Source organism: Candidatus Accumulibacter vicinus, from assembly GCF_000584955.1.
In the GTDB taxonomy this organism is placed as follows: Bacteria; Pseudomonadota; Gammaproteobacteria; order Burkholderiales; family Rhodocyclaceae; genus Accumulibacter; species Accumulibacter vicinus.
In genome coordinates, this window is sequence record NZ_JDSS02000011.1 from 57,279 (window position 1) to 57,919 (window position 641).

The window sequence follows — 641 nt, forward strand, 5'->3', positions numbered from 1 at the left end:
AACGATCCGATCCTGCGCGCGCTGGCACTGCCGTCGCTATACGCACTGAGCAATGCCGAGGAGTCTGGCGTGGCGGCCGAACTGGAGCGGCTGCAGCACGCCCTGGCAAACGGATTGCGCCTGTTCCAGGTGCGCGACAAAACGCTGCCGCCAAGGCAGCGCCACGCCTTTGCGCGCCAGGTCATGGCGCTGGCAGCCAGGCATGAACAGGTGGGGGTGCTGATCAACGACGACCAGGAACTTGCCCGCACGGTCGGCGCTCGGGGGGTTCACCTCTCGTCGCAGCGGCTCTGGCAGACCGACCGGCGCCCGGATTTCACTTGCGTCGCCGCCTCGTGCCACAGCGCTGCCGACCTGGCCCGTGCGGCTGAACTGGGGCTGGACTTTGTCGTCCTCGGCCCCTTGCTGCCGACGGCCAGCCACCCTGAGGCCGCCGGCATCGGTTGGTCAGCGTTCGCGCAGCTCGTCGAACGCTCGCCGTTGCCGGTCTATGCGCTCGGCGGTTTGCAGCCGGAGATGCTCGACACAGCAAGGAGCTGCGGCGGACAGGGCATCGCGCTGATGCGTGGCTGGCGGTAGATCCGTTGTCAAAGGCGCCTCTGCGAATCAGGAACGGCTGAGAATCTGTACGCTGCGCGCCG

General features: G+C 67.7%; 1 protein-coding gene. It reads left to right on the plus strand.

The genetic code is table 11. From position 1 onward, the window contains the following. Positions 1-579, plus strand: a 579-nt coding sequence (locus tag CAPSK01_RS03080; protein WP_034922469.1) for a thiamine phosphate synthase, incomplete at its 5' end; no start/stop codon positions are given. Positions 580-641: the final 62 nt, after the last annotated feature.